General features: G+C 42.9%; 18 protein-coding genes and 1 tRNA gene. 10 read left to right on the top strand and 9 right to left on the bottom strand.

The window, feature by feature from the left end; genetic code table 11:
• Positions 1-361: 361 nt before the first annotated feature.
• From ccsB to V7K44_RS05800, 5 genes are all read right to left on the bottom strand, one after another.
• The gene (gene ccsB, locus V7K44_RS05780; protein ID WP_334929503.1) at positions 362-1423 is read right to left on the bottom strand and encodes a c-type cytochrome biogenesis protein CcsB; all 1062 of its coding nucleotides are present in this window, start codon (positions 1421-1423) and stop codon (positions 362-364) included.
• A gap of 189 nt (positions 1424-1612) precedes the next feature.
• Positions 1613-3382 (bottom strand): DUF3352 domain-containing protein, encoded by a 1770-nt coding sequence (locus V7K44_RS05785; protein WP_334929505.1) that lies wholly within the window; start codon positions 3380-3382, stop codon positions 1613-1615.
• Positions 3383-4129: 747 nt separating this feature from the next.
• Positions 4130-4693: a Uma2 family endonuclease gene (locus V7K44_RS05790; RefSeq protein WP_334929507.1), complete on the bottom strand. Its 564-nt coding sequence runs from the start codon at positions 4691-4693 to the stop codon at positions 4130-4132.
• A gap of 367 nt (positions 4694-5060) precedes the next feature.
• Positions 5061-5684, bottom strand: a complete 624-nt coding sequence (locus tag V7K44_RS05795; RefSeq protein WP_334929509.1) for a chorismate lyase — start codon at positions 5682-5684, stop codon at positions 5061-5063.
• Positions 5685-5881: 197 nt separating this feature from the next.
• Positions 5882-5962, bottom strand: a tRNA-Leu gene (locus tag V7K44_RS05800).
• Positions 5963-6405: 443 nt separating this feature from the next.
• Between V7K44_RS05800 and accC the strand changes: the two genes are divergently transcribed.
• A complete protein-coding gene (accC, locus tag V7K44_RS05805; RefSeq protein ID WP_334929510.1) occupies positions 6406-7749 on the top strand; it encodes an acetyl-CoA carboxylase biotin carboxylase subunit in 1344 nt (447 codons plus the stop codon).
• Between the two features lie 78 nt (positions 7750-7827).
• Here accC and V7K44_RS05810 read toward each other — a convergent pair whose 3' ends face one another.
• A complete protein-coding gene (locus V7K44_RS05810; RefSeq protein WP_094350101.1) occupies positions 7828-8121 on the bottom strand; it encodes a YggT family protein in 294 nt (97 codons plus the stop codon).
• Between the two features lie 308 nt (positions 8122-8429).
• Here V7K44_RS05810 and psbX point away from each other — a divergent pair, with 308 nt between their 5' ends.
• The 4 genes from psbX to V7K44_RS05830 all read left to right on the top strand — a co-directional run bounded on the left by psbX (position 8430) and on the right by V7K44_RS05830 (position 10969).
• Complete coding sequence (gene psbX / locus V7K44_RS05815) at positions 8430-8549, top strand: photosystem II reaction center X protein (protein WP_099100805.1); 120 nt, start codon at positions 8430-8432, stop codon at positions 8547-8549.
• A gap of 247 nt (positions 8550-8796) precedes the next feature.
• Entirely contained in the window at positions 8797-9717 is a 921-nt protein-coding gene (locus V7K44_RS05820; protein ID WP_334929511.1) for a Ycf66 family protein, read from the top strand.
• A gap of 47 nt (positions 9718-9764) precedes the next feature.
• Complete coding sequence (locus tag V7K44_RS05825; RefSeq protein WP_334929512.1) at positions 9765-10325, top strand: TolB family protein; 561 nt, start codon at positions 9765-9767, stop codon at positions 10323-10325.
• Positions 10326-10444: 119 nt separating this feature from the next.
• Complete coding sequence (locus V7K44_RS05830) at positions 10445-10969, top strand: TolB family protein (RefSeq protein ID WP_334836585.1); 525 nt, start codon at positions 10445-10447, stop codon at positions 10967-10969.
• A 117-nt stretch (positions 10970-11086) separates the two neighbouring features.
• Here V7K44_RS05830 and V7K44_RS05835 read toward each other — a convergent pair whose 3' ends face one another.
• Positions 11087-12094 (bottom strand): succinate dehydrogenase/fumarate reductase iron-sulfur subunit, encoded by a 1008-nt coding sequence (locus V7K44_RS05835; protein ID WP_334929624.1) that lies wholly within the window; start codon positions 12092-12094, stop codon positions 11087-11089.
• A 1160-nt stretch (positions 12095-13254) separates the two neighbouring features.
• Positions 13255-13416 (bottom strand): hypothetical protein, encoded by a 162-nt coding sequence (locus tag V7K44_RS05840; protein ID WP_334929514.1) that lies wholly within the window; start codon positions 13414-13416, stop codon positions 13255-13257.
• A 147-nt stretch (positions 13417-13563) separates the two neighbouring features.
• On the opposite strand from V7K44_RS05840, the gene V7K44_RS05845 reads away from it, so the two are divergent.
• Positions 13564-14001, top strand: a complete 438-nt coding sequence (locus V7K44_RS05845; RefSeq protein WP_094350106.1) for an AbrB family transcriptional regulator — start codon at positions 13564-13566, stop codon at positions 13999-14001.
• Positions 14002-14165: 164 nt separating this feature from the next.
• Positions 14166-15026 carry a CPBP family intramembrane glutamic endopeptidase gene (locus tag V7K44_RS05850; protein ID WP_334929516.1) on the top strand — a complete coding sequence of 287 codons (861 nt, stop codon included), beginning with the start codon at positions 14166-14168 and terminating at the stop codon, positions 15024-15026.
• A 129-nt stretch (positions 15027-15155) separates the two neighbouring features.
• Here the strand turns inward: V7K44_RS05850 and V7K44_RS05855 are convergent, their stop codons facing one another.
• Positions 15156-16118, bottom strand: a complete 963-nt coding sequence (locus tag V7K44_RS05855; protein WP_334929518.1) for a M48 family metallopeptidase — start codon at positions 16116-16118, stop codon at positions 15156-15158.
• A gap of 174 nt (positions 16119-16292) precedes the next feature.
• Between V7K44_RS05855 and V7K44_RS05860 the strand changes: the two genes are divergently transcribed.
• From V7K44_RS05860 to V7K44_RS05870, 3 genes are all read left to right on the top strand, one after another.
• Positions 16293-17849 carry an ATP-dependent DNA helicase gene (locus tag V7K44_RS05860; protein ID WP_334929520.1) on the top strand — a complete coding sequence of 519 codons (1557 nt, stop codon included), beginning with the start codon at positions 16293-16295 and terminating at the stop codon, positions 17847-17849.
• Between the two features lie 823 nt (positions 17850-18672).
• Entirely contained in the window at positions 18673-20247 is a 1575-nt protein-coding gene (locus V7K44_RS05865) for a group II intron reverse transcriptase/maturase (RefSeq protein WP_334929522.1), read from the top strand.
• 53 nt (positions 20248-20300) lie between these two features.
• Positions 20301-20528, top strand: coding sequence for a DUF2839 domain-containing protein (locus V7K44_RS05870; protein WP_334929524.1), 228 nt, complete (start codon positions 20301-20303; stop codon positions 20526-20528).
• Positions 20529-20577 lie beyond the last annotated feature (49 nt).

Raw genomic sequence — 20577 nt, forward strand, 5'->3', positions numbered from 1 at the left:
TCAGTAATAATTTTTGTCTCGCGCGATCGCTAAGAGGATGTTTGAAAAGTCTTAGTTGTTAGTAGCAAAACGTTCTAGATCCCCCTAAATCCCCCTTACAAAGGGGGACTTTGATTCCGGTTCCCCTGCCTTTTTAAAGGGGGGTTAGGGGGATCTAAAAGTGCCTAAAATCACAACGAAACACTTTTCAAACAACCTCTAAGAGCGATCTTGTAAGAGCAGGGGCAAAGAAAAACTCTTCACCCCTCTGTGTTTAAACTTAAATACTTAACTCACCATAGTTTTACGCGGGATTTTACTAAGTGCTGAGTTATGAGTAAAAGTAAAATACTCAATACTCAGTACTGTCTTATTGAGGTTCTTAAAAAAACCAACCGTAAGAATGCAAACCTTTACCCAAAAGATTTACACCAAGATAGCAAACCCAAACCACAAGCAAGCCAGTGGAGGCTAAAATTGCGGGACTGCGCCCTTGCCAACCGCGAGTAATTCTGGCGTGAAGGTAGGCGGCGAATACTAACCAGGTGATTAACGCCCAAGTTTCTTTCGGGTCCCAACTCCAGTAGGAACCCCAGGCTTCGTTAGCCCAAACGCCACCGGCAATGATGCCAATTGTCAGCAGGGGAAATCCTAGTCCGATGATGCGATAGCTGATGTTGTCGAGGGTTTCGGCAAGGCTAAGGCGCTGGGGTGAAAGAGGTTCAGCAGATGCAACGGCTTGAGATTCAGGGGTAGTTACTAAATTCAAAACAGCAGTATTACCGTTACCGTTGCCATTGCTACTAGTTTCAAAACGGGCAAAGCCGTTATTTTCAACAGCAGGGGTTGGTGGTTGAGAAATTAGTTCAGTGGCTTTGTGCAAGCGGTAGCCGTTGCTGCGATAGCCACCAGTACCAACGGAACTGCCTTGTAGTTGAATATTTTGACCGCGAGTGACAATTAAAAAAGCGATCGCTAATAACGAACCCACCATCAAAGCAGAATAACTCAACATCATGACGCTGACGTGCATCATCAGCCAATTTGACTTCAAGGCAGGTACTAGCGGTTCTGACGCTTGCATCTGGGATGGTAGTGTCATCGTAGCAAAAGCAGCGATCGCCATTGCTACCGGAGATGTCGCAACTCCTACCAAGCGGCTACGGCTACTATTTTCAGCAATTAGATGAACGGCGGTAATTCCCCAAGTTAAGAAAAACAGGGATTCATAGAGATTACTTAAGGGAAAGTAACCAGCTTCGATCCATCGTGCCCCTAGTAGAGTCGCAATGCCCAAATTTGCGATCGCCATCCCAGCTGTCCCCAAAGCGGCTAGATAAGGCAGATTAGGAAAAGCCGCTCCTCCCCAATACACCAGCATTGTCAGGAATAATATGGCAAAGGACGCATTGTCCAGCCAGTTCTGGAGTACAACCAGATTCATAAAGTCTTCTCTCCGTGGATAATTTAAAATATCGATTCTGACTGTTTTGATCCTATATGTTTAGAGGGGAATCGGGAATGGGGTATTGGGCAATTCAATTTTGGATTTTGGATTTTAGACTTTGGATTAAATTTCAATCTAAAATCCAAAATCTAAAATCTAAAATTCTTACTTCCCGTTCCCCACTCTTTATCTAACAGAGTTACTCTTGTTCTCTTCTGGGCTAGGCAATGTAGTCGCGTTAGTAACTTTTTTAAGTTCGATAAAAATATCGTAACGGTTACTGCGATTATCGCTGACAGCAGATGTCATCCCAATTGAGCGCGTTGCATCTAGCAAAGTTTGTTGATTGGGAATTAGAGTTGGTAAAGGGAAATTTTTCACAGTTCGTTCCACATCCAGGAAAAATTGACCATTCGTCGGATTGGGTTCTGTAGGAACTGTTTGTTGAAAGGGAAGAGTGCCAGCTAGTGTGTAGTTAGGTTTGGGAACAATTTTATCGGTGATGGGAGCGCCTACTACTAAGAAGGCGACATCTCCATCTAACCAACCGTGGGTGGCAGTTAATGTACCATAAGGCGATACCCAGTTAACAACGGATTGACCTGCGACTTTCCCTGATTGCACTTGGAACTGGTATTGATTTTTCATCACTTCATCCAGCTTACTAATGGATGCTTCAGCTGATTTGCGTAGGCTTTGCCCACCGTAGGCATTGTTTGTCTGTACCATGAACAGCAAACCCGCACGAAAATCATTTGGTGAACCTTCTTTTGGAGTAGCAGGAATCACTGATAATGAAAACTCCCCTTTCATCCAACTAAGCAAATCCTTATCTAAATCAAGATCGGTAAGGGATTTTATACCACCTCTAATCTGTTCTGGTGCGATCGGTGATAAAGGATTTCCCTGAGATGTTAAAACATAGTCTCTCCACAACCTTTGTAAGTTACCACCAGTAAGCATCATTAAGGTTTCGGCTGGTATGCGGCTTTGCATTTTTCCAGCTTTATTTTCCACCGCCAGCACACGTTGACTATTAGGGTTTAGCCAAGAAACGCCCTTGAAGCGGATTCCTTCTGACTCTAAAGTTATTGTCCCGGCTAAACCTTGGTTATTTTGCAGTTGAGCCAAAACTTGAGCAGGTAAAGGGCGATTTGGAGAAGCTGCGGCTATTTTCGCTGCTGTTGGCACATTTACATAAAACTGGGCAAAGGGTTGATAGTTGGCAATTTTCGGGAAATTCTCAGCAAAGCCGCCTGTTGTAACTAGGGATGTTTTATTTTTGTAAGCATCGATTGCTCGTTCTGTGGCTTTGGGACTATCAGTGATGACTACAAAACGCCCATCTAGTAATGCAGCCGAGAAGTTTTGCCCTGCTTGCCCCTCACTTTGTTTAATGGCGATCCCTTGATAAGTACGGTCAATCCATTTGCCTTGTTTAAGGGTTTTGGGTTGTGCCAAAATGCTTTTGGCGATTTCTGGATTTTTCACTGGTAATACCATTACCATCGACTGCTGATCGCTAGCAGCATCTTCATTGGTGGTAACTGGTTTGGATGTAGGTTTATTCCCTGTAGTTGGGGCAAGAATTGCGATCGTCACGTCATCGCCTACCCAAGGAGCGATATCTTTTTGGAAGTCGTAACCATTATTAGTGAGAAAGCGATCGCGTAACTGGACTAAATTTTTGTCCAGTTCTGTTTGGGTTTCTTTTGTCCCAAACTGCCGCAATTTCTGCCACTGCTGCGGATCTGTTGTTAAAGAAACCGCAAACAGGGCATCACCAGGAATAATATTTGCACCTACTAGCAAATCGCTAGAAGATATTTGTCTCCGGGCTAACAACCAGTAGGCCACACTCCCCGCACCAATCAATAACCCAGCAGCCGAGAGCGTCAGCACCAGAGACGGTTTCTTATTTTTCTTCATCTGAACAGACACAAGAGGCGGTGCCATTGAAACCTGTACCTTATACTTGCAAACTTATTACTTGCTTGATTAGTCAAGTACACCAACAGTATTACCCATTCTTTAGAGCAGTTAATTGTATTAAATTTTTCTACCCTAGATGCTGATGGTACTTCGATAATCTACTTTCCGTAGTCTTTTAAAAGCTATGTTTTTGGCTCAGTTACCATTTTTAACACGCTTTGTTGAATTTCGTAAGACGTTTCCCTCAGATTAATTCCTCTGTCGGAAAGTTTCCACAAGTAAATCTGTTATTCCAAGCAATTCAGAGAATATAACATTTTTTCGGAGTTACAGAAATTATATACAATCAAAAAACTCTAGGTATTGTAATGGTTTTAGCGATTTCTCTCAATTTTACTTAAAGTATTACCCCGCTCTAAGAACTCTATTTTTATGCGATTTGGTTGGAAAATCGTCCTATCGGGACTTAAACACTTTGGAGGCAGAAACAAGCCTTAAACCCATGTAGGGCAAGGGAAATACACCAAATACTCAAAAACAGCCCAAACCCAGATATATCAAGAAACTAAGCAAAAGAATGTCAAAGACTATCTGTACATAGGTTTGAAGCTCTTTTTTGGATATTTTTTGTCTAAGCCCCACTATTGCTTTCCTCTCAAGGCATTAATCCCTCTTGCCATCTCAAAATAAGCGAACGTACAGATATAACTAACTCGACAAAGCTGCAAGCCAATTTGAGCTACTTGTCTTTGCTCGGTAGCGATCGCCCACCTATACTTGCAACTCAAATCCAGGTAGTATATCTTCTCCAGAAACAATCGCTGGCATTTGTACAACTTCTACAGCTTTTAAAAGTCGGTAAATTTCAACCTGGCGATCTTGAGGATTAATCAGCCAACCCAAGCACACACCATTTTTAATGTATTCCTGCATTTTCTCTTGAATTGGAACAAGGCGATCTGTCTCCGAACGCAGTTCAATCAAAAAGTCGGGTACAAGTGGCGGAAATTTTTTTCGTTGTTCTGGTGTTAAAGCTTCCCACCGCTCCAATTTTACCCAAGCAGCATCAGGAGAAAGTTTTGCACCGTTGGGAAGTATAAAGATAGTTGAAGAACTAAAGACTTTCCCTAATTTAGCTTGACGATTCCAATTATTTAAGTCTGTAATTAAATCTGCTTCTTGATTTCCGCTTTCTCCTCCGACTGGTGGCACAATTATTAATTCTCCAGATGCGTTCATTTCCAGGCTTACATCACGATTGGCAATACACAATTGATAAAATTGCTCATCGGTTAAATGAGCAATCGGTTCTAGATTTAGCACAAAAGTATTCATTAAACCTTTCCTCGTGTCTTTCTTGCTAACATCAGTAGGAAATTATTGCTTTATTGCTTGTTGGAAGATTTTCTTGAGGTGTATATTTGTCGGGAAGTGCGAGAAATTCTTTGAGGGTAAGTTAGGTTTTGAGTTGAATCATAGTTGATCTTGGGGAATGACTCTATTTTAAAGAGGATGCGATCGCACAACAACGGCAAACCATTACCGAAAACTCATTAGTTTAACGGCACTACTACCAGAAGCGATCCCTGCAACAATAATTTAACGTTCCTTTAATAATTTCATTGCATGATTTCAGCTACTTAGTTTTACTCGATAGCGATCGGCCTACATCATGGCTTCTTACTGATTTTTGGATGGCTTCTTACTGATTTTTGAAATTTAATTGCATAGCGCCCAAATATTTGGTCAAATAAGGTGAAAAAACTTCATAAATTAATGTCAGTGGCTGCCCATGATGCCAAAACAAGTAGTGGCGACCCCAAAAAGGCCCAGCTACACCAAAACCGGACTCTAGTGCCAATGAGTCACCGTAGTAAATTCCTCGAACATCCCGATACAATTCTGTGCGAAGACGAGCTAAACTTGCCCAAATTGGTAATGAACGGTTTTGCAAATACTCATCGACATGACTGGCTTCCCACCACGAAGTAGCATAGGCTAATCTTTGTCCAGAAGCAGTACGCAGCCATACTTGTCGCCGTAATCGCGGTTCTGGGACAGCTTGGATTAACTCAGGAGCAGCATCCAAGTCGATGCCAATCAATGACATATCAATAACATCTACTTCTACAGCCTCACCTGTGAGCAATTCTAAGTGACGTGTTGGAGAGCCGTCACCCAAAAGCATTAGCTGCCATGCAGGTGCTAGCTGAGTGTGAGGTAAACTTTGTTGAATTATTTCCTCTCCTCCTTGCCAAATCGGAGTGAGGCGATGCCAAGCAGGTGGCAGTGTTAGGTTGTTTGTCGGCGGAAAAGAAATACTCAATGCTTTTTACAAAACTTCACCTATTTCTATAAAAGCATAAAAAACTAGTACTTTGACAAGGCAATTCTTAATATGTGGTCAGCACTGAGTGGTTCCGAAAAAGACTAAAGTCTTCACTACCAAATTAATATTTAAGGGTCAGTAGTCATAGGTCAAAAAACCTTAGACTATTGACCCTATGCTTAAACAAGCAAAAATGCGGATGGGGAGACTCGAACTCCCAAGGCAAAGCCACACGCACCTCAAGCGTGCGCGTATACCAATTCCGCCACATCCGCATGGTTTGTCTAAGAATAGACTATAGCATAAGAAAATAATTATAGTAAGGTGATATCTAAATTCAGTTGCTCAAAAATATAAATTTTCTCAAGGCGGTATCAGACTGACAGAAATTTAGCAGCTGTACAAGTGATATTGAAAAGGGTAGAGCTACTAGAGCGACTGTGTTTGGCGGGGTGCGATCGCGTATCCGTCTGCTGTAGGCAATGTCTACGACGGGCTACGCCTATGCAAAAGCCCAGCTTGGTAGTCTAGCCAAGACTTACAGCAGCAATGTTGTTAGTGTAGTAAGACCCGTAGAGGCAGCAAGCCTGCAATATGCAAGTTTGCTTAGGATCAGGGTGGCGAATCTCCTGCAATAATTTGAAATAATGCGGAAGCGTTGTTTCAAGTTGGATCGGAGAAAATGTCAATCTACTGGTAATGATATCGAAACTAAAAAATGAAGTTTGACAAAATATTAATTGCCAATCGGGGAGAAATCGCCCTTCGCATTCTCCGCGCCTGTGAAGAAATGGGAATTGCCACAGTTGCGGTTCACTCCACCGTTGACCGTAATGCTCTGCATGTCCAACTTGCTGATGAAGCGGTTTGCATTGGCGAACCCGCTAGCAGTAAAAGTTATTTGAATATTCCCAATATTATTGCTGCTGCACTGACGCGCAATGCTACTGCCATTCATCCAGGCTATGGTTTTTTGGCAGAAAATGCCCGGTTTGCGGAAATCTGTGCCGACCATCATATTGCTTTTATCGGCCCAACTCCAGAAGCTATGAGACGGATGGGCGATAAATCCACTGCCAAAGAAACCATGCAAAAAGCTGGAGTACCGACGGTACCAGGTACTGAGGGATTGGTAGAATCCGAGCAAGAAGGATTAGGATTCGCCAAGGATATCGGCTATCCAGTGATGATCAAAGCTACAGCAGGTGGCGGTGGACGGGGTATGCGTCTAGTTCGTTCTGAAGACGAATTTGTGAAACTTTTTCTCGCAGCCCAAGGCGAAGCAGGAGCAGCTTTTGGGAATTCTGGCGTTTACATAGAAAAATTTATTGAACGTCCCCGCCACATCGAATTTCAAATTTTGGCGGATAATTACGGTAATGTCATCCACTTGGGTGAACGGGATTGCTCAATTCAGCGTCGGAATCAAAAGCTGTTAGAAGAAGCTCCTAGTCCGGCTCTCGACCAAGACCTACGTGAGAAAATGGGACAAGCTGCTGTCAAAGCTGCCCAATTCATTAACTACAGCGGGGCTGGTACTATTGAGTTTCTCTTGGATAGATCCGGTAAATTCTACTTTATGGAAATGAACACCCGGATTCAAGTAGAACATCCTGTAACAGAGATGATTACTGGGATTGACTTAGTCGCCGAACAAATTCGCATTGCTCAAGGTGAAAGACTCAAGCTGACCCAAGAGCAAGTCGTATTACAAGGTCATGCGATCGAATGCCGAATCAACGCCGAAGATCCCGATCATGACTTTCGCCCTTCTCCTGGACGGATCAGTAGCTATCTGCCCCCCGGAGGACCTGGTGTGCGGATTGATTCCCACGTTTACACAGATTACCAAATCCCGCCCTATTACGATTCCTTAATCGGCAAGTTAATTGTTTGGGCACCAGACCGACCCACTGCGATTAACCGGATGAAACGCGCACTGAGAGAATGTGCCATCACTGGGCTACCTACCACCATTGGGTTTCATCAAAAAATTATGGAAACTCCACAGTTTTTACAGGGTAACGTCTATACAAATTTTGTGCAGGAAATGAACGGTTAGGGAAGTGGGAAGGTTACAGGGTATAGGTTACAGGGAACAGGGTTCATAAGCTATAGCCTGTAACCTGTATCCTGTAATCTAATTTACACGAGATAGCATAGTCAGCAATCCTTGTTGACCTAGTAGGATTTCTCGCAGGAGACTAAAGATACCAACCCAAATAATAGGTGTAATGTCTACCCCGCCTATAGGTTGCACCAGCTTTCGCAACGGGATTAAAAATGGCTCAGTGGGCCAAGCTATTAAATTAAACGGCAAACGATTCAGATCCACTTGCGGATACCAAGTGAGAATGATACGAAATATAAATAAGAATGTCATCACCCCTAACACAGGGCCAAGAATCCAAGCAGTCAGGTTAACACCAGTCATCGGTTTCAGGTACTATCTATCTGTAAAGAAAGAAAAAACTTAGGCAAACGGCTATGTGCATTTTGCGACGCCGATTAGCCCATCGTAGACATCGCTAAAAAGTTTTAAGCTTTGTAAAGCACTCCGATCATCATTTTAACCAAATGCTGTCACTTCCTTCTGAAATAGAAAAGTGAACTCGCCCACGTGGTTAACTCAACAAATGGTGAAAGTAGTTACCAAGTTTGGCAGTTCCGAGTTAGAGGCTTCTCAAGAAAGTAATACACTATTAAAATTAGGATGAACTGTGTAAAAAAAGGTTGAGAAGTATGACGCCTTCTTTAGCAAATTTTCTTTGGAGTCTGCTATGGGGTACAGCAATTGTTGTAATACCCGTTACAGTTGGTCTAGTTTTCATTAGCCAAAAAGATAAAATACAGCGTTCATAATGCTTATGAGAGTTAATTTAACTCTCACAATCGATTGTCTGTCAGCTATCTACTTAATTGCACTAAAAGCGGCATTTTCTGCGGCTGGTGGCAGTTATAGATGACAGACATAGGTGTTTTTACTTTTCGGTGAATAGCTTCAGAGCTTCTTTGCCAGAGGCTTTGAAGCTTCAATATATCGTGACTAATTAGAGTAGTGATTTTAATTGTGACTCGCTAACATAGATTTGATATTGGGAAAACAGCAATGATAAATTTTGGGCTGAACTCAGCCAGTTTTCTGGCTCAGGTAAATTTTGGGGCAAACTCAGCCAGTATTCTAGGAATTTTCCTGGCTGTGGCTGGGGCAGCACTGTATTTTCTCCGCACTGTGCGCCCAGAATTGTCACGAGATCAAGATATCTTTTTTGCAGCAGTCGGCTTGCTTTGCGGCTTTATTCTTGTCTTTCAAGGATGGCGTCTTGACCCGATTTTACAATTTGGTCAACTGCTTTTAGTTGGTACAACTGTGTTTTTTGCAGTGGAAAGTATTCGCCTGCGGAGTATAGCTACCCAGCAAGCAAAGCGTAATACTCCGATTGTGGACGATGAGCGAGAGGTAAGCGGAAATTATTCAATGAACCGCAACCGCAAGAGGTATGGGGCTGAGATGGAGGCAGACTTAGATCCACTGCCTTATGAGGACGAGGAAGAACGACCCTCACGTCGCCGGATTCAGGGTAGCAGAGATGAGATTTCAACTCGTGATGACTACTACGAGGAACAACCCCCCCGTCGCACAGGACGCCGTAACAGTAGCAGTAGCGAAAGACAGACTCCAGCAGATAGAACGCGTCAGCGGACTTCTGGCCGTCCTGTGAATCGCCCTTCTGAAAGCTCTGAAGATGAGAATTGGGGTTCTTCATCTAGGCAAGTTGATGATTGGGAAAGTTCGGGTGGGGAAGTTAGAAAACCTTCTCGCCGTAGTAATAACGGGTCACAGCGTCCCGAAAGTCGTGAAGATAATGTTTCTTCCAGACCGAGAAGGCGTCGTCCACCCACTGACTCAACTTCTCGAAGACCCCGCGAAGATGATGATGCGATCCCAACTGATTATGTGCCATACAACCCAATCGAAAAACCAAATGACGGACCAGATAATTTGACCGATTTTGATGACGATGTTTAAAACAGTTGGCGTGCAAGTAGGTTTAGAGGCGACGGAAAACAGTTGAGGTGGAAAAATTTACGCCTACATTTTGGCTCCAAAGACCAATTCATTGGAGCCTAGTTTTTGGTTTAACAAGTTTGCTTGTATCTTGTGGTACTAGCGATATTCCCATAGGGCCTACTTCTCTTAACAGTCGCTACACCGAGGAGCAACCTGCTTTGAGTGGAAATGGGCGCTTTTTAGCGTTTGTATCTAATCGGAATCGTAATCAGCAGCTACTAGTGTACGATTTGGAGAGGCAAGTGTTTATTGGCACACCAGGGATAAACCGACAGGAGACAATTGCCGAAAGTCCAAGTTTGAGCTATACAGGGCGTTATATTTCTTATCTTACTAGCGATCAAGGTAGACCAGTGGTAGCGCTTTACGATCGCGCTACGCAACAGTCCCAAATTGTCACACCAATTTATCGCGGCTGGGTTAGAAAACCAAATATCAGTCCAGATGGACGTTATGTTGTCTTTGAAACCGCCACTCGTGGTCAGTGGGATATTGAAGTCTTAGACCGGGGACCAAATATTGAGTTAGATATTCCCAACGGTGCAACCGTAGGTTCACCTCCTTAGGACTTAGGAGTCATTCAATTTTAGATTTTGGATTTTAGATTGATGGAGAAATCTAAAATCTAAAATTGGCAGAGTTAGGAGTTATGAGACTATTAACTAATGACAAATGACCAATTTATATGAAACGTGTTTTTTTTATACCTGTATTTTTCTGTTTAAGTTTATTGACTGGATGTTTTGGCTACCCTCGTCTTTTGAGTTATCCGTTTGATCCAGGGGGTCGGAGTCTCAATAGTTTAGCGTCGGAATTAAACCCCCAAATTTCTGGGAGATACATTGTTTTTATTACTGACCGACGCGGTAGCCAAGATGTTTATATGTTTGATACGGTAAATCGTGATTTGGTTGATTTGCCAGGTTTAAATTCCTTTGATGCGATCGCAAATCATCCTAGCGTTTCACAAGATGGTCGTTATATTGTGTTTGCGGCGAGTCGTCAGGGGCGATCGGCTATTTTTCTCTATGACAGAGAAACACGCCAATCGCGGAATTTAACTAATAACCTGCAAGCGGAAGTCCGCAACCCTACAATTAGCGCTGATGGTAGCAGGATTGCTTTTGAGTCTAGTAACAATGGTCAGTGGGATGTTTTAGTCTATGACCGTTATGGACAACCGTTAAATATACCTCAAGAACCGCGTTGAAAAATGGGGATTGGGGATTGGGAACTGAGAAACAATTCTTTCAATCCCAATACTTAATACTTCATAACCTAATACCCAATCCCTAGCCCCTATTCCCTATTCCCTAATACCCAATCTCTAGTCCCTATTCCCTTCTACTTGTTGCACAGATTCAATGAGCGATCGCACTTGTTCTGTCCCCTCAGAAGCTTCAAATGATAGGGGAAACTTACCTCGGAGGATCATCCGCAAACCGAGGGGTGCAAGACTGAGTAATCCTTTTAAATCCTGAAAATAATTACCGACTACTTGTAAACCAAATTGACGTTCATCAATCCAACCACCTTCTTTAACCAAATCTACCAAGACTTTTCGGTGACGAATTGAGCGACTATCGCTGGCTTGTTTATAGGTGAGAATTTCTTGTTTAACTTTGGTGATTTGTTCTAATGGTGCAACTTCCATTGGACAAACAGAATCGCAGTATAAACAACGGGTGCAACCCCATACGCCTTTAGTGCCTTCGTTATAGCTTGCTAAACGATTTTCGGTATTGCTATCGCGGGAGTCTGCTACCATCCGGTAAGCTTTGGCAAGGGCATGGGGGCCAACAAAGTCTGGATTAACTTCACGAGCGTTGCATTCAGAGTAACAAGCACCGCACATAATACAGTTACCAGTTTGATCGAGACGCGATCGCTCTTGTGGTGTTTGCAAAAATTCTCTTTCTGGTACTTGTCGTGCTGCTGTACTCACATAAGGTGCAACTGCCTCTAGATTATTCCAAAAGCTGCTCATATCTACAACCAAATCTTTAATCACGGGCATATTGCCAAGAGGCGCGATCGTGATTTCAGCAATAGCATTTACTTTACTTTGGGATGATGGTATTTGTTGTAATCTGACAAGTTCACTCCCAACATTTTCTTTACAAGCTAAAGCCGAACGCCCATTAATTCGCATAGCACAGCTACCACAAATAGTATTGCGGCAATTTTTGCGAAATGCCAAAGTTCCATCTTGCTCCCACTTAATTTGATTGAGGCAATCCAAGATTGTATTACCTAGTTCGGCTTCCACAAGGTAGGTTTGCACAACAGGGGAGGAATTTTGTTGCTGTCGAATGACCTTAAAAATAACTTCCATAACTACTAACCAAAATTTTAAAATTACTTCACCAGCCTCAACAATCATGAGTCAAAGCGGTAGTTGCCAAAAGTGAGTTATACTTTTTCACCCCGAATTCAAACTCTGGTGTTAATAGGCTGACGATTCAAGAGCGACTGATTCTAGTTTAAGGATAACCATTCAAATTTTACTTGTAGTAGCGTTGTAGGCAAGATTTTCGTCAAATTCTGAGTTAAACGCCAAAAATGTAATTGCAGCTTTACATTAAATTTCCCTGTTTGGGAATGTAAAGGAAAGAGGGTTTGCTTAAAAAGTAACTTAAGTTGATCTTTGACCTAGCGATCCTATCCAAATGAAATGTATGTGAAGTTAGCAACATGTCTTGATGTCAACTTGAGTCAAGCAGTCCTGACAGTAAAATTCCACCTTCGCTACCACTTGACGGAATTTTTTGATTATATAGAAGTGTAAAAGCCCATGTTTAATATATAGTAGTGGCAATCAAGCACTAGGCAGATGTTAAGAGATTTGTTCTTCCCATAGACAGACGTGTAAAATCCTCTGACTGCTTTTGACCTGAAGATAATAAACCGAAGAAAAATCCCCACCACTTTCAAAGAAAAGTTAGAACACCGCGAAACCCGGAGGTGAGAGACTTTTCGCTTTTTGGCTTGCTCTCAATCAAGAAAATATGGGATTGAACTCATTGGTCAAAACTGCTCGTCTCAATTATATAAATTTTTATAAAAGCCAGATAGCAATGCTCACGCTTGCAATAAAGGGTTAAGAAAATCGTCACTGCTTTTTTCAACTTTCAAGTCCAGAAATTTAAATAAAAATTTACCAGCAACTTTAATTCAAAATTAAACAACTATTTTGCTATTATTAGTCCATGCTAGTATTTAATATAAAATTACGAAGTAGCAAAACCAGAATCAATAGCCGTATCAGCGCGGTTACTACTGCTTTGTTTATTCGTAATGTAGAGACAAGAAAATTCGCGTCTCTACTGGTAGGACAAAAGGGTGTATGCCCGTAGGACTCTATTGAAATACTATGCTGTCCTAAGCTTGAGAGGACGAGTAGAGAAAACTCTACTTGCTCATTGCCAAGAAAGGCAAGCACTGAAAGTGAAAAACCTGCAATTTTTTGGGTCTACGACTTATTTGCAGTAGAACCTAACCCGATTTGTAAAGGTGGCTGAAAGTTACACCGCTACAGTAGCGCCAAAGGAGAAAATAGTTTTCTTTCTGATGGCGAATAATGGTTAAAAGTGCCGTAAGATCGCCAAAATTAATGTCTGTGGCAACTATGGCCTCTAGTTGGTTGTGGACAACCATATATAGAAGTGCTTTTGGCTCCTATCGGCAGGAATTCACCCGTTACACTAGGTCTTCAGTAGCTCTATGCAAATGCTAAAAAATTAAATGCTGGCATAAGACTACATAGTTTATCAGTTTGGAGAGAGTAAGGAAAATTTGAGCATAATGACTGAAACTGCAACCGCGCCATTAACTGGAAAAGCACTACTTGCTAAAGTAAAAGAACTTTCCACATTACCACGCCGAGAAAGAGCTAAACAGTGCGGCTATTACACTGTTACTAAGAATAATCAAGTTCGTGTCAATCTCACGGATTTTTATGACGCTTTGCTATCTGCTAGAGGAATTCCTCTAAGTCCAGAAGCACCTAAAGATGGTCGTGGTCGTGAACCGACATATCGGGTTAGTGTCCATCAAAATGGTCAAATTGTAATTGGTGCTACATATACCAAAGCAATGGGCTTGAAGGCTGGAGATGAGTTTGAAATTAGGCTGGGATACAAACATATTCACCTAATTCAATTAGGTGAAAGCGATAAAAAACTAACCTCACAAGATATAGATTCTGACGAATCAGACGAAGATTTGGAAGACGAAGAGTAAATTTGCTGATGGTAGGGATAAGTTTCAGTTGATGATAACCTGTCCTTACCCCGACAGCAAATTGGTAGCCAGATAAAAAATACGATTAGACCCCTTGCAGAATTCACCAAATTTAGTAGAGTCTTGATTAATCAGCAAGAAATCTATAATGCAAGAAGTCTATCGTGTTTTTTTTGTTTATTTTGATAACTTTCTTTGAGTCTTCAGTCAACGTCTTACTGGCGTCTATAGAAAATGCACCGCCACTAGTTATAGTGACGGCATTTTTTGTCTTCTGGATAGTTTGCTGGTTGCCAGTAGCAACAGTATCAGCAATATTGCTTAATTGGCAACCTCCTAAACCTTTACAGCCAGAGCAAAAGATGCCTTTATTGTTGTCACTTTACCTATTAGCTCCCCCGATCCTCTGGGGAGTTGCTTGGTTGACTAATAAATCTTTTTCAGATTATGGCTTTATTGGCAATCTTTCAACTCTTGGTTTTTTAGCACTAGGTTTTGGTTTGGGAGTGCTGAGTCTAGCTATTGTATTTAGTGGGCAATTCGGGTTAGGTTGGTGTTCTTTTGAAAAGTCGAATTTCAAGTTACTACTACCCATCTTGCTACCGATTTTCTTGATAGCGTTGTTAGTCGGTGGGATAGAAGAGTTAGTTTTTCGCGGTTTCCTGTTCACAGAATTAGCGCAGGATTACCCCGTTTGGGTAGCAGCAGCAATTTCTAGCTTGATTTTTGCCTTGTTACACCTAGTTTGGGAGCAACGCGAAACTGCACCCCAACTTCCTGGATTATGGCTGATGGGAATGGTGCTGGTATTAGCACGCTTTACCTCTAGCGGTAATTTGGGTTTAGCTTGGGGATTGCATGCGGGATGGGTATGGGCGATCGCTACCATAGATACAGCAGAACTAATTACTTACACTGGTATTGTCTCTGACTGGTTTACAGGTAAAAATAAAAAACCCCTAGCTGGCTTGGCGGGAATTATTTGTGTATTGGGAACTGGAGTAATTATTTGGTTCAACTCTTAAGTATTTTAATTTCCCATAGAGAGATGTACGTTAACGCAGATCCCCGACTTCTCGAAGAAATCGGGGATTCAAATGCAACGATTTAGTAGGCACTATTCCACCCTACTAATCTTTATTTAGTACTCAAAACTACTCAGACCTTTTCATTCTGTCGATTTCTCGTTGTAATTCTTCAATTTGACGGCGTAAAATTTCTGTTTCATTTGCGGAAGATTCTGCTGCAACATTTACCGATCCAGAAGCAGGCGATCGCTGATAATTTCCTCGGCGAATTTGCTGATATTCTTCGGATACTGCCCACGCCCGTAAGTAATGTAAGCGTTCAACAGGAAAAGGATGGCTCAACATCATACCCTGAGCGCCATTGTAGATCAAGAATTTATATATCTGATTCAGTCCATCCTCATCCAGTGCCTGATAATTTTCTGACTGCTTGATAAACTCTTGTAAACTACATTCATTGGCATATTTGTTACTACCGCCAGAGAGTTTCATCATCGTTGACATCACAGGATTCAAGTCATCCATTACTAGTAGTGCAGCGCGATCTGACGATAACTCAGCTTTGCGCCGCCACTCAAAAAAGGCGTAAATCAAGCCTTGTGTGACAATATTACCGATGCCAAAGGTCAATTCTCCCAAAGCAGAAGCAGCACTCATCGCCCACATCGCCATTTGAATTAAAATAGTATGACCACATTTAATATGCCCCAGTTCATGGGCTAGCACCGTCCTCATCTCGGCTTCGTCTAGTAAGTCTAGTATCCCTGTATTTATGACTATGTAAGGATTCTCTTGCCCCAGTGCATAGCTATTTGCTTGGGGATTTTGCGAGACAAACAGTGTTGGTTCTGGGTAAATGTCCAAATCTCGGACGCATTCCCGAAACATCTGGTAAATAGTGGAATATTGACGCGGCCCGACTTGGATGCTGTTACCCATTAGATAGACTAATTGAGGGCGTTCGTAGATAAATTCCACAAATTTACGAGCAATTAAATCAAATCCTGGCAAATTTCGTAAAGCTTGCTCGGCTTGGCGATCTAGTGGATGCCTAAAGGCTTCGCTGGAAATTCCTGTGTAAGTTGGCATAATTTAGAGTATTGGGTGATTGGTCATTAGTCATTGGTCATTGGTCATTAGCAAAGGACAAAGGACAAAGGACAAAGGACAAAGGACAAAGGACAAATGACAAATGACAAATAACAAGATAATAGAAATGGGGCAATTGGAAGTAAAAATCACTTTGTATGGAATTGAAAGCGTGTGATTGAGGCAGAAGTTCATTTATCACTACATAACTTTTTGCGATCGCAAGCGGGGTTCCCTTCCTGGCCCCATCATTTGACGATGGCACGGTTGGTAGCACGCGCCTTGCGCCTGGGACGTAGCGCCCTAATTCAAGTAGGGGCAGTTAGTGGCTATCAAGGGCGGTATCGTACTAGTTTCGTGGCATCAGCCCTAATGTGGCATGGCCCTGTAATTATTGTTGCTCAAGAAACAGTGCAGCAACTTCTGCTGCGGGTGGAAATTCCCCGTCTACAGCAATGGCTACCAACCAATAAATCGATTAGGACAGGTGATGCTTGGCCTGATGCTGAGTTCCAAGGACTACTGTTGACTTCCCCAAAAGCTTGGTTAAAAGGACAATTGACTGGTGGCTCACGTTTTCCCCAAGGCATCCCCACAATTATTGATGGGGTAGACGATCTCGAAGATTGGGTACGTCATCAACTTACCCAAGATATTCAACCCGATGATTGGGATCAACTCATGCTGGCTTGTCCCAACCAAGCTGAGGCAATTCGTGAAGCACGGATACAATTAACACACGAACTTTTTCAGCATCCTGCTAATCCATATCAGTGCTATCTAATTTCCCAGCCAGAAATAGAAATTTTAAATCGCCTGTATTTGGCTTTAGATCGAGCAAACCTCCCAGATAAGTGGAAAAATTTTTGGCAACAATTCCAAACCCTTGATGAAAATCTTTCCCCCCCTACTTCCCCTCCTCTCTTCTGGGCGACTATTGCCCATCGGCAAGGTTTATTTTCTTTGCACTACGCCCCAATGGAATTAGGGGAAATACTCTCGCCGATTTGGCAGCGACAACCAGTAGTTTTAATTGGCAGCGCTATCGAACCGGAAACTGAGGCTCCCCTTTTTCGCCAGCGCTTGGGTTTGGACGATTTAACTTGCCTGAAGTTCTCTTCGGAAAGTCAAGCAGAAGCAATTCAACTGTATGTACCCTATAAGTTGCCTCTACCCAACACGCCAGAATTTCAAGCGGCCTTTATTCACAAAGTCCGCACACTAGTTTGTCTAAGTGCGACAGCACCAGGGTTAACTGTTGTCTTAGTGGGGGATGTACCACTTAAGGCTCAAGTTGCGGCAATTCTAGCCTCAGAGTTTGGTTCGCGGGTGCAAGTAGAAAAAACTTGTTTAGATGAAAATGGTATTTTGATTAGCGGTTGGGAATTTTGGCGAGAACATCAACGAGTCTTGCCAGCACCCCATCTATTAATCATTGCGACTTTGCCCCTACCATCTTTGGAAAATCCCCTGGTAGCTGGTAGGGTAGCTCTTTATAAGCGATCGCATCAAGATTGGTTCCGTTTATACTTGTTGCCAACAGCTTTAAATGAATTACAACGGGCGATCGCTCCAATACGAGAAAGTCAAGGGATTGTGGCTTTACTTGATAGTCGTGTTGTTAACCGCAGCTACGGCGCTCAAATTCTCGCAGCTTTAAGTCCTTTGGCACGCATTAACTATCTCGATCCCAGCCTGTTTTCCAATACCGATGAGGAAAATTCTGCCTAAAGTAATTTGTCACCCAATTTACATTTTATGAAGGTAATGCGATTCATCACCTCTTTATAGCCATGATTCCTGGCAAAATAAATTTAGAACCTAAGTAGAATTTGAGTTGCTGATTATGGGTGAAGCAAAGCGTCGTGTGCGATTCGTTGTTTAGTGAATCACGGTAATCAGTCCGTACATAACAACTAAACCAGTCTGACAGCAGATTACTGTCATTAAGGGCTGAACTCTCGGTCAGATGCAAGTGCAAGCCTTGCCATTCAGACTCAGAATTGACTCCTTATCTGCCCACACCGAACAAGCTCGGTTCTTGTAGAGTGAAGCTGGGAACAGGGCGCAATCAGACGACCGTTGCGGGTTGACACTGGCGCTAACAGGGAGTTCCTATGATGAAACAGAGCCTAGAAAAACGACTTATTTCGCAGGCAGGGCGCAACGCAAACCCCTGACCTCACTGGAGTTCATTCCCGCCGAGCATACGTCGAGTATCGGCAAGAGTCTAGGGAATCCAGTAGTTGAATTGGCTACATCTAACGGAACAACGCCACATGCTACAACGGGGGGAACCCCGCTTCGGGTTCGGCAGTTCCTCATGGGGGAAACCCCCTTGGCGCTAGCCTCTCCCTTTGGGAGAAGACCGGACTGCCTCACCGCAACGCAGTGGCTCATCAATCTCTCCGAGGGAACGAATAAAAACTAATTGTGGGTCTTGAGACAGTCGAATCTCAGGTAGACCAGACGAGCGGAGGAATCCTCACAGTTAGGGTAGGACAGTCCGTAATTGGACTGAGGTGTTCAGAAAATACAAACTAGAGAAGAGAAAATGATTAGACACAGTTGCAAAACTAGTGAATCTTGGAGAGCTTTACCGTGGAAGAAATTCCGCCGAAATCTTTTCCGCCTTCAAAAGCGCGTATTTAAAGCGGTTCTTGTTGGAGACAAGCGAAAAGCGCGGTTTCTCCAAAAGCTTATTCTAAAATCAACCTCGGCTCGATTTCTTGCAATAAGACAAGTATCTAAGCTTTATGCTGGGAAAAAGACGGCTGGTATTGATGGGAAAAAATCGCTCTCATTTGAAGAACGCTTCAACCTTGAAGAATTACTGAAAATGAATAGTAGAAATTGGAAGCATCAAGGATTACGGGAAATCCCCATCCCTAAGAAGGACGGGACTACCGGAATACTTAAGATACCCACCATCGCGGATAGAGCTTGGCAATGCCTCGCAAAATATGCACTTGAACCAGCACACGAAGCCACTTTCCACGTCAGGAGTTATGGGTTCAGAACTGGGCGCTCCGCCCATAATGCACAAAAGTACATCTTCCTAAACCTTAACTCCAAAGCTAACGGAATAAATAAGCGAGTAATTGAACTCGATATTGAAAAGTGCTTCGATAGGATTAATCACTCAGCAATAATGGATGAACTCATTGCTCCCAAAGGCTTAAAACTCGGAATATTCCGATGCCTCAAGGCTGGAGTCAACCCAGAATTCCCCGAACAGAGAACACCTCAAGGGGGAGTGGTCAGCCCACTACTAGCTAACATCGCGCTCAACGGGATTGAGAGTATACACAGATACCACGAGAATCAAGGACAGAGAATCACTGACAAAACCTCAGCCAGTGATATTACCGAGCCATCAGTCCGATACGCAGATGACATGGTTATTATACTTCGACCCGAAGATGATGCGACAGAGATACTTGAAAGAATCAGCGAGTTTCTCCGCAAACGCGGAATGAATGTAAGCCAAAAGAAAACCAAAATTACCGCCGCGACAGATGGGTTTGACTTCCTCGGCTGGCACTTCAAAGTCCAGAAAAACGGAAAGTTTAGATGTAATCCCTCAGTGGATAACTTCAAAGAGTTCCGCAAGAAAGTAAAACACATCGTCAACAACTCGAACTATGGTGCTACCACAAAGGCTGAGAAATTAGCTCCGGTAGTTAGAGGCTGGAGAAATTACCATAAGTTCTGCAAGATGGAAGGGTCAAAGTTATCACTTTGGTTCATGAGTCACAGAGCTTACACGGTATTCAACAAGGAAGCAAAACAGACACGCTACTCTAGCAAAAAACTGATAGATAAAGCGTTTCCAAAAGTCTCCTACTCCGAAAACAAACACATTTCGGTCATTGGAACTAAATCACCTTATGACGGAGATATAGCCTATTGGAGCAAACGTAACAGTAAGCTCTATGACGGAGAAACCTCTAAAGCCCTTAAGAAGCAAAACCATAGATGTGCTTTCTGTGGTCTGAAATTCATCGATGAGGAAAAGGTTCACCTGCACCACATCGACGGAAATCACGCCAACTGGAAGAAAAATAATCTAGAAGCAATTCATGAGAGTTGTCACGATTACAAACACATGAGCAAAAGCGCAAGCTGAGAACATCGGGAGCCGTGTACACGGAAACGGGTACGCACGGATCTAACTGAGAGGTGCGGGGAATAATATCCCCCATCGACTCAACCAAAACCACACTAGGGGAAACATACGGTCAAGAGACTCGCATCTTGTCTTGGGTTCCAATCACAAAAACTCAAGGCGAACAATTTGTCACTTGGACTACTCGTGGTGCTTGGATAGGCATTGGTCTTATGGTTGTAGGATGGGCAACAATCCGTTTTATCGGCCCAGCTTTCGGTTGGTGGCAAGTAGTCTATTAATTCTTAATTCATAATTGAATTAGTTGGATATCTAGATATCCAACTAATT

The organism is Nostoc sp., assembly GCF_036917235.1.
Lineage (GTDB): Bacteria > Cyanobacteriota > Cyanobacteriia > Cyanobacteriales > Nostocaceae > Nostoc.

Coding starts and splice junctions, on each gene's coding strand:
- V7K44_RS05785 (WP_334929505.1), bottom strand. CDS start 3,382: ATGGCACCGCCTCTTGTGTCTGTTCAGATGAAGAAAAATAAGAAACCG.
- V7K44_RS05835 (WP_334929624.1), bottom strand. CDS start 12,094: ATGGAAGTTATTTTTAAGGTCATTCGACAGCAACAAAATTCCTCCCCT.
- V7K44_RS05820 (WP_334929511.1), top strand. CDS start 8,797: ATGATAAATTTTGGGCTGAACTCAGCCAGTTTTCTGGCTCAGGTAAAT.
- V7K44_RS05840 (WP_334929514.1), bottom strand. CDS start 13,416: ATGGTTGTCCACAACCAACTAGAGGCCATAGTTGCCACAGACATTAAT.
- V7K44_RS05865 (WP_334929522.1), top strand. CDS start 18,673: ATGATTAGACACAGTTGCAAAACTAGTGAATCTTGGAGAGCTTTACCG.
- V7K44_RS05790 (WP_334929507.1), bottom strand. CDS start 4,693: ATGAATACTTTTGTGCTAAATCTAGAACCGATTGCTCATTTAACCGAT.
- accC (WP_334929510.1), top strand. CDS start 6,406: ATGAAGTTTGACAAAATATTAATTGCCAATCGGGGAGAAATCGCCCTT.
- ccsB (WP_334929503.1), bottom strand. CDS start 1,423: ATGAATCTGGTTGTACTCCAGAACTGGCTGGACAATGCGTCCTTTGCC.
- V7K44_RS05830 (WP_334836585.1), top strand. CDS start 10,445: ATGAAACGTGTTTTTTTTATACCTGTATTTTTCTGTTTAAGTTTATTG.
- V7K44_RS05855 (WP_334929518.1), bottom strand. CDS start 16,118: ATGCCAACTTACACAGGAATTTCCAGCGAAGCCTTTAGGCATCCACTA.
- V7K44_RS05810 (WP_094350101.1), bottom strand. CDS start 8,121: ATGACTGGTGTTAACCTGACTGCTTGGATTCTTGGCCCTGTGTTAGGG.
- V7K44_RS05845 (WP_094350106.1), top strand. CDS start 13,564: ATGACTGAAACTGCAACCGCGCCATTAACTGGAAAAGCACTACTTGCT.
- psbX (WP_099100805.1), top strand. CDS start 8,430: ATGACGCCTTCTTTAGCAAATTTTCTTTGGAGTCTGCTATGGGGTACA.